This window comes from Pseudonocardia pini (assembly GCF_013870575.1).
Lineage (GTDB): Bacteria > Actinomycetota > Actinomycetes > Mycobacteriales > Pseudonocardiaceae > Pseudonocardia > Pseudonocardia pini.
Genome location: NZ_JACBXB010000228.1, coordinates 1 through 7,307, shown reverse-complemented (window position 1 = coordinate 7,307; position 7,307 = coordinate 1). Strand labels below are relative to the sequence as shown.

Genomic DNA, 7,307 nt, shown 5'->3' with positions numbered 1-7,307 from the left:
CGGGACGGGGACTGCGGGTCACGGTCACCGGCGGACCGGCTCCGGTCCTCGGCGACCCGGCGCTGCTGGAGCGGGTGGCGGGCAACCTGGTGGAGAACGCCGTGCGGCACAACGTCGACGGGGGCTGGGTCGAGGTGTCCACCGCGCCGGGGGAGCTGCGGATCTCCTCCAGCGGCACCCCGGTCGACGCCGAGGCCGTCGACGAGCTGTTCGAGCCCTTCCGCCGCGGCCCGGTCCCGCGCACGGGGGTGGCCCCCGGCTCGGGCCTGGGTCTGTCCATCGTGCGGGCGGTGGTCGCCGCCCACGGCGGCGAGGTGCGCGCCGACCCGGTCCCCGGCGGCGGCCTCACCGTGACCGTCCACCTCCCCACCCGCAGCATGGAGGCATGACCGTCGATCACGGGGTCGAGCACGACGGTCATGGCTCCATACCGCGCAGCTCAGGTGACGGGGAGGACCCTCGACAGGCTGCCGTAGACGCCCTGGCGGGCGCCCTCGCGGGCCGACCGCATCCGGGCGCGGGCCGTGGGCCCGCTGCGGTGCCAGGCCAGCAGGGCCTGCCCCCAGCGGTTGCGGGCCAGCCTCCCGGCGCCCGCGCTCAGCGCGACGGCCGCCCAACGGTCGGCGATGTCGTCGTGCCCGTCGCGGTAGGCGAAGACGGCGGGCTGGACGTAGGCGAGCCCGGCGGGGAGCCGTGTCATCATCGGCGCGTACTCGGTGAGCAGCTTGTCCAGCGACTCGTAGCGCGCGGTGCGGTTCGAGCTGATGCTCCCGGTGCGCATCAGCCGCATGTCCACGTGGTACCTCCGCACCCCCCAGAACAGGGGGGTGGAGGACCAGGCGCCGATCCGCAGCCACATCTCGAGGTCGACGGCGCTGGAGATGGTGGTGTCGAAGACCCCGACCTCGTCGAAGCAGCTGCGCCGGATCACGAGCGAGCTGCCGTTGTGGGTGGGGTTGTTCTCGGCCAGGAAGCGGTCCATGTCGCAGGCGCCGGTGGGCTGCCAGCGCGGCCCGACGACGCGACCGCTCTCCAACATCACGCGGGTGTGGCAGAAGGCCGCCCCGATCGGGCCCGACGCCGTGGTGATCGTGTGCAGCAGCCTGCGGAGGAAGTCCGGGTGCCAGCGGTCGTCCCCGTCGAGGAACGCGACGAAGGGGGCGGTGGTGTCCGCGATCCCGAGGTTGCGGGCGGCGCCGGAGCCGGCGTTCGGCGAGGAGATCAGCCGGATCCGGGGATCCACGGCGGCTCGGGACCGGATGATGTCCGCCGTGTCGTCCGTGGAGCCGTCGTCCACGACGACGTACTCGAAGCGCCCCTCGGTCTGGGCGCGCACCGAGTCGATGGCCTCACCGATCCACGCGCCGACGTTGTACGCGGGCGTGATCACCGATACGACGGCGGATTCCCGTAACACGATTCACACACTAGCAACGTCGCTGTGATCGCGCGCGGCAGGACTCGCCGCAGGGCCGTAAAACCTGAATGTGGGTGATTTCGTGCCTATTTTGTGACCGTGCGTGTTTCTCGTCCGGGGTGGGCACGGCCACAATCCGGATGTCGGCTATCGTCTGCCGGATGACGATCGACGCTCGGGTGTTGCTGGCCCGGCGGCTGCGGTTCCTCCCCGACCGGCCGTTCGCCCTCGCCAAGCACGCCCTCTTCCAGGGCGAGCTCACCAGCCTGCGCAGGCCGCGGACCTGGTCGCAGCTGCTGGCGGCGAAGAACCTCGAGCCGCAGAGCGAGCTGGTGCACCGCACGTCGGACAAGTACGAGGTGCGCGCCCACGTGGCCGACAAGGTCGGCGAGCAGATCCTCATCCCGCTGTACTCCCTGCTCACGGACGCCGCTGACCTGGACTTCGACGCGTTGCCGGGGCCCTGCGTGATCAAGGGGACGCACGGCTGCGACATGACGATCCTGCTGCCGGACCCGACCGCCGCCGACCGCGCCGCGATCCGCGAGACCGTGCGCCGGTGGCTGCGCACGGACTTCTACCGGCACGGCTGGCGGGAGTCCCCCTATCGTGGACTGCAGCCACGCGCCGTAGTCGAGGAGTTCATCGGGACCCCCGGAGGGGCGGCCCCGACGGACTACAAGTTCTTCATGTTCCACGGCGAGCCGGGCATGGTCGTGGTGGACCAGGATCGGTTCACCGGCCACACCTCCACGATGCTCACGCCGGAATGGCGCGAATTCGCGGTGAGCGGTCGTTTCGCATTCGCCGAACGGTTGCCGGAACGCCCGGACAACTACCCGGAGATGCTCGAGGTGGCGCGCGCGCTCAGCAAGGATTTCGCGTTCGTCCGAATTGATCTGTACAACGTGGAGGGAAGGATCTTCTTCGGGGAGATCACGCACAACCCGGGTGGCGGGCTCGTGCGGCTGCAGCCCCGGGAGTTCGACCTCGCGCTGGGGGAGATGTGGCGCACCGGCACTCCGGTCCCGGAGCGGTTCGTCAGGAGCTAGTACCGCGCCGGAGCCACCGCACCACCGAGGGCGCCACCACCGCGGCGAGCACCAGCTCGACGCCGAGGGTCACCCAGCCCACCGCGTCGAGCCCCAGGGTCGGGTACAGCGCGACCACACCGCCGATCAGCGCCGCGGACTGCACGAGCTGCAGGCCGGCGAGCACCCCGGTCCGGTTCCGGAGGCGGTTGAGCGTCATGAACAGCGAGACCACGACCCGCGGCAGGATCGACGCCATGAACAGCTGCAGCAGCAGCGTGGCATTGGCGCGGTACGCGTCGCCGTAGAGCTGGAGCACCCACGGGGCGGCGAGCCCGAGGACCAGGGCGCCCGGCAGCACCGTCACGGCGATCCGGCGGACGACCGCGCGGGCGTGCAGGTGCGCGTGCTCCGGATCCCGCGCCGCCTCCGCGACCAGCGACGACGTGATGCTCAGCGTGAGCAGGTTGATCGCGACGAACACCGTCTGGGCGGGCAGGAAGTAGGCGCCGCTCGCCGGCCCGAGCAGGGCCACGACGAGCACCGGCAGGAACGACGACGAGGCCTGGCTGAACACCTGGCCCGCGTAGTCGCCCGCCATGTACCGGCCGAGCACCCGCCGGTCGACCGGTTCCTCGACCTCCCGTGTCGCGGCGACGTGCCGCGGCAGCAGCCGGCGGAAGATCAGCAGGGCGACCGGCACGATCAGGCCGAGCACCGGCAGCGTCCACGAGGTGAAGACCCCGTCGCTCACCGCGGTCTGCGCCACCGCGACCAGCACGACCAGCTTGAGCACCCCGTAGAGCCCGTTCTCCACCGGGATCCACAGCGACTCGCGCAGCCCGGTGAGGACCGAGTCCTGCAGGGTGAACAGCGACCACAGCACCGTCGAGGCCACGAACCACAGCCCGAACCCCCACGACATGTGCAGGGGATCGCCCTCGGGGCGCAGCAGGTGGCAGTAGGCGGCGACCCCGCCCGCGCCGAGCACGCCGAACGCCGTCGACACGCCGTAGGCGCCGAGCACCAGCCGCTGCGACCCGGTGCCCGCGCGCGGCAGGAAACGGACCAGCGCCTGGCCGACGTTCAGCTGGGTCAGCACCGAGACCAGCAGCATCAGCGAGGTCAGCGCGTTGCCGCGGCCGACCTCCGCCTCGGGGTACGTGCGGGCCGCGACGACCCAGTAGAGCAGGCCGAACCCGGAGTTCAGGACCGTGTTCAGCATCAACGCGTAGGTGTTGCGGAACAGCGGGACGGACAGCTCCCTGCGGAGCCCGGAGAGCCGACCCCGGACGCCGGCCGGGGCTCCCGTCATCGGGCGGCGGCCACCGTCGTCGGGCGGCCGACGCCGGTCCAGGACAGACCGGCGCGGCGGATGACGGCGGGGTCGAGCAGGTTCCGGGTGTCCACGACCGTGCCGCCGGTGGTCGACTCGGCCACCCGCGCCCAGTCGAGGGCCCGGAACTCGGGCCACTCGGTGAGCACGACGACGGCCTCGGCGCCCGCCGCGGCCTCGTACGGGTCGCCGACCAGGGTCAGCAGGTGGGAGTCGAGCGTCCGGGCGGCGGGTGAGTCCACCGCGACACCCGGGTCGTACGCCACGAGATCGGCGCCTGCCTGGCGCAGCAGCGCGGCCACCCCGAGGGCGGGGGAGTCCCGCAGGTCGTCGGTGCCCGCCTTGAAGGTGAGCCCGAACAGCGCCAGCCGGACCCGGGTCAGCGAGCCGTTGCGGGAGCCGGTGACGGCCAGCCGCACCTTGTCGACCATGCGGCTGAACTGTCGGGTGTTGGTGTCGATCGACGCGCGGACCAGCCGGAACTCGAAGTCCGCCGAATCCGCGACCTGCAGCAGCGCGTGGGTGTCCTTGGGCAGGCAGGACCCGCCCCAGCCGGGGCCGGGGGAGAGGAAGGCCTGCCCGATGCGGCGGTCGTAGCCCATCCCCTCGGTGACGTCGGAGACGTCCGCGTCCACCCGCTCGCACAGCTCGGCCAGCGCGTTGACGTAGGAGAGCTTCATCGCGAGGAAGCAGTTCGCGGCGTACTTGATCATCTCGGCGCTGGCGGCGTCGGTGAGCACCGTGGGTGCGCCGAGCCGCGCGTAGAGCGCCGCGACCCGCTCGGCCGCGTCCTGCGAGGAGTTCGAGCCGACGACGATCCGGTCCGGGTGCAGGAAGTCGTGCACCGCGGAGCCCTCGCGGAGGAACTCGGGGTTGCTGGCGACCTGCACGTCCGGGCGGGCGAGCAGCTCGGCGGTGCGGTCCGCGGTGCCGACCGGCACGGTGGACTTGTTCACGACCACGCAGCCCGGGGGCATGGCGTCCCGGACCTCCTCGACCACGGCCTCGACGGCGGAGAGGTCCGCGACCCCGCCCACGCCCATCGGCGTCGGCACGCAGAGGAACAGGACCTCGACCGGCTTGCCCTCGCCCTCGAGCTCCTTGAGCGCCTGCGCCGCGCCGACGACGAACGACAGCCTCCCGGCGGCGACGCCCTCGGCCACCAGGTCCGCGAGGCCGGGCTCGCGGATCGTGATCTCGCCGCGGGACAGCGCCGCGACCTTGTCCTCGTCGATGTCCGCGCACACGACGCGGTGGCCGAGCGAGGCGAGGCACGCGCCGGTCGTGAGCCCCACGTACCCGGTTCCGACGACGGCGACCGTCCGAGCGAACACGTTGCCCCCTGCATCTCGTTGCTGCCCCACCAACGACCGGCCGGACCCGGACGACGCTAGTGCAGCCCGCGGCGGTCCGCCTGCGCGCCCCGCGGGGTCGCCGGTACGCCGAGTGGCGGGCGACGGCCGGTCACCCCATCGTTGCCAGGTGTTCATCGAACCGGTCGAATCCGGCAAACGAACACGGTGTTGGACAGAATGACGGCACCGGGTCACCCCGTTCGGACGAAGGAGCTGGTCGTGAAGACGCTGTGTGTGGGCGGAGGCCCCGCCGGCCTGTACTCCGCGATCCTGGCCGCGCTCCGCGAGCCGGACGCGGAGGTCGAGGTGCTGGAGCGCTACGCGCCGGGCGACACCCACGGCTGGGGCGTGGTGTTCGGCGAGAGCCTGCTCGACGACCTCTACCGCAACGACCCGGAGAGCGCCCGCACCCTGCGGGACGCGGCGACGGTCTGGAGCCGCCAGGTCGTCCGGGTCGGCGGGGCCGAGCCGGTGTACCTGGGCGGGCGGTACGGCTTCAGCATGGGGCGGACCCGGATGCTGGAGATCCTCACGGCGCGGGCTGAGGAGCTCGGCGTGCGGATGCGGTGGGGCACCGAGCTCGCCGACGCGGACCTGGCGGGCATCGGCGACGAGGCGGACGTCGTCGTCGGGGCGGACGGGGCGGGCAGCCGGGTGCGGGCGGTGCACGACTTCCGCACCACGGTGACCTCCGGTCGCAACCGCTACGCCTGGCTGGGCACCGAGAGCCCGCTCGAGGCGTTCACGTTCGCCTTCGAGCGGACCGACGCGGGCTGGATCTGGTTCCACGGGTACCCGTCCAGCGGCGGGACCAGCACGTGCATCGTCGAGTGCACCCCCGAGACCTGGTCGGGTCTGGGCCTGGACACCCTGGACGTCGATGCGGGCCTGCGTCTGCTCGACGGCGTCTTCGCCCGCCACCTCGGCGGCCGCACGCTGCTGCGCCCACCCGGCCGGGCCTCCGCGGCGGCGCCCTGGCTGACCTTCCGGCACGTCCGCACCGCGGGCTGGGTCGACGGCTCCGTCGTGCTGGCCGGGGACGCCGCGCACACCACGCACTTCGCCATCGGGTCCGGTACGACGCTCGCGGTGCAGGACGCGATCCGCCTCGCCGAGTCCCGTGCCCTCTTCCACGACGACCCGGCGGGCGCGCTGGCGGGCTACGACGCGGTCCGCAGGCAGGAGGTCGACCGCATCCAGGTCGAGGCCGCCCGCAGCATGACCTGGTTCGAACGGCTCCCCGAGCTGCTGGAGGGGTCCGATCCCGTCCGGTTCGCCTACGAGCTGCTGGACCGCCGCGGCGACCACTCGGAGTCCTGGCGCTACGGCGTCCACCTGGCCACCCAGGTCGCCGGTCTGCGCAAGGTCCGGCAGGGGATGACGCGGGTGCGCCGCACCGCCCGCGCGGTCCGGCGTGGGGAGCGCGTGGCGCCCTGACGCGTGTCCGTATGCTTCCGCGGTCGTTCTACGAGTCGTGGCAGCGGGAGGACAGCGGGTGCGGAAGGTCCTGTGCGTCGGAGGTGGCCCGGCCGGTCTCTACTCGGCGGTGCTGGCCAAGCTGGCGGATCCGGCGGTCGAGGTCGAGGTCCGGGAGCGCAACGCGCCGGGGGCCACCCACGGCTGGGGCATCACGTTCGGCGAGGACCTCCTCGACGACCTGTACCGCCAGGACCCCGAGAGCGGGCGGGCGATCCGGTCCGCGGCGATCCTGTGGGCGGACCAGGTCGTGCGGATCGGCGGGTCCGAGCCGGTGCACATCGGCGGCAAGTACGGCTACTCGATGGGCCGGGCCGCGCTGTTGGACATCCTGGTCCGGCGGGCCCTCGAGCTCGGCGTCCGGCTGCGTTGGGAGACCCCCGTCGACGACCCGGCGGAGCTGGGCACCGAGGCGGACCTGGTCGTCGCGGCCGACGGGGCGGGCAGCCGGATCCGCGCCGCGGGGGGGTTCGGCACGACCGTCACCCCCGGCCGCAACCGCTACATCTGGCTCGGCACGGAGCGGTACCTGCCGCGGTTCACGTTCGCCTTCGAGCGCACGGAGGCGGGCTGGATCTGGTTCTACGCCTACCCGTCGACGGGCGGGACGAGCACCTGCATCGTCGAGTGCAGCCCCGAGACCTGGCAGGGGCTCGGGCTCGACGGCGAGGACGTCGACGCCGGGGTGGCGC

Annotated in this window: 6 protein-coding genes and 1 pseudogene; 4 read left to right on the top strand and 3 right to left on the bottom strand. The window is 72.7% G+C overall.

Features of this window, described 5'->3' with window-relative positions:
- A partial coding sequence (locus tag H5J29_RS14885) for a sensor histidine kinase (RefSeq protein ID WP_181781556.1) occupies positions 1–389 on the top strand: 389 nt, incomplete at its 5' end.
- A 50-nt stretch (positions 390–439) separates the two neighbouring features.
- Here the strand turns inward: H5J29_RS14885 and H5J29_RS14880 are convergent.
- Positions 440–1,390 carry a glycosyltransferase family 2 protein gene (locus tag H5J29_RS14880; protein WP_181781555.1) on the bottom strand — a complete coding sequence of 317 codons (951 nt, stop codon included), beginning with the start codon at positions 1,388–1,390 and terminating at the stop codon, positions 440–442.
- Positions 1,391–1,578: 188 nt separating this feature from the next.
- On the opposite strand from H5J29_RS14880, the gene H5J29_RS14875 reads away from it, so the two are divergent.
- Positions 1,579–2,469, top strand: coding sequence for an ATP-grasp fold amidoligase family protein (locus tag H5J29_RS14875; protein ID WP_181781554.1), 891 nt, complete (start codon positions 1,579–1,581; stop codon positions 2,467–2,469).
- On the opposite strand, the gene H5J29_RS14870 is transcribed toward H5J29_RS14875, so the two are convergent.
- Together H5J29_RS14870 and H5J29_RS14865 are read right to left on the bottom strand one after the other, a co-directional pair.
- Positions 2,459–3,763 carry a lipopolysaccharide biosynthesis protein gene (locus tag H5J29_RS14870; protein ID WP_181781553.1) on the bottom strand — a complete coding sequence of 435 codons (1,305 nt, stop codon included), beginning with the start codon at positions 3,761–3,763 and terminating at the stop codon, positions 2,459–2,461. The two genes, H5J29_RS14875 and H5J29_RS14870, sit on opposite strands and share 11 nt — an antisense overlap.
- The gene (locus H5J29_RS14865; RefSeq protein ID WP_181781552.1) at positions 3,760–5,118 is read right to left on the bottom strand and encodes a UDP-glucose dehydrogenase family protein; all 1,359 of its coding nucleotides are present in this window, start codon (positions 5,116–5,118) and stop codon (positions 3,760–3,762) included. The genes H5J29_RS14870 and H5J29_RS14865 overlap by 4 nt, the downstream gene beginning before the upstream one ends.
- 240 nt (positions 5,119–5,358) lie before the next feature.
- Here H5J29_RS14865 and H5J29_RS14860 point away from each other — a divergent pair, with 240 nt between their 5' ends.
- Both H5J29_RS14860 and H5J29_RS14855 read left to right on the top strand, forming a co-directional pair.
- Positions 5,359–6,576, top strand: coding sequence for an FAD-dependent monooxygenase (locus H5J29_RS14860; RefSeq protein WP_181781551.1), 1,218 nt, complete (start codon positions 5,359–5,361; stop codon positions 6,574–6,576).
- A 58-nt stretch (positions 6,577–6,634) separates the two neighbouring features.
- Positions 6,635–7,307, top strand: a pseudogene (locus tag H5J29_RS14855) (FAD-dependent monooxygenase); the annotation flags it as partial.

Excerpts from the sequence above, each read along its gene's own strand:
- H5J29_RS14875 (WP_181781554.1), top strand. The coding sequence starts at position 1,579 with ATGACGATCGACGCTCGGGTGTTGCTGGCCCGGCGGCTGCGGTTCCTC.
- H5J29_RS14870 (WP_181781553.1), bottom strand. The coding sequence starts at position 3,763 with ATGACGGGAGCCCCGGCCGGCGTCCGGGGTCGGCTCTCCGGGCTCCGC.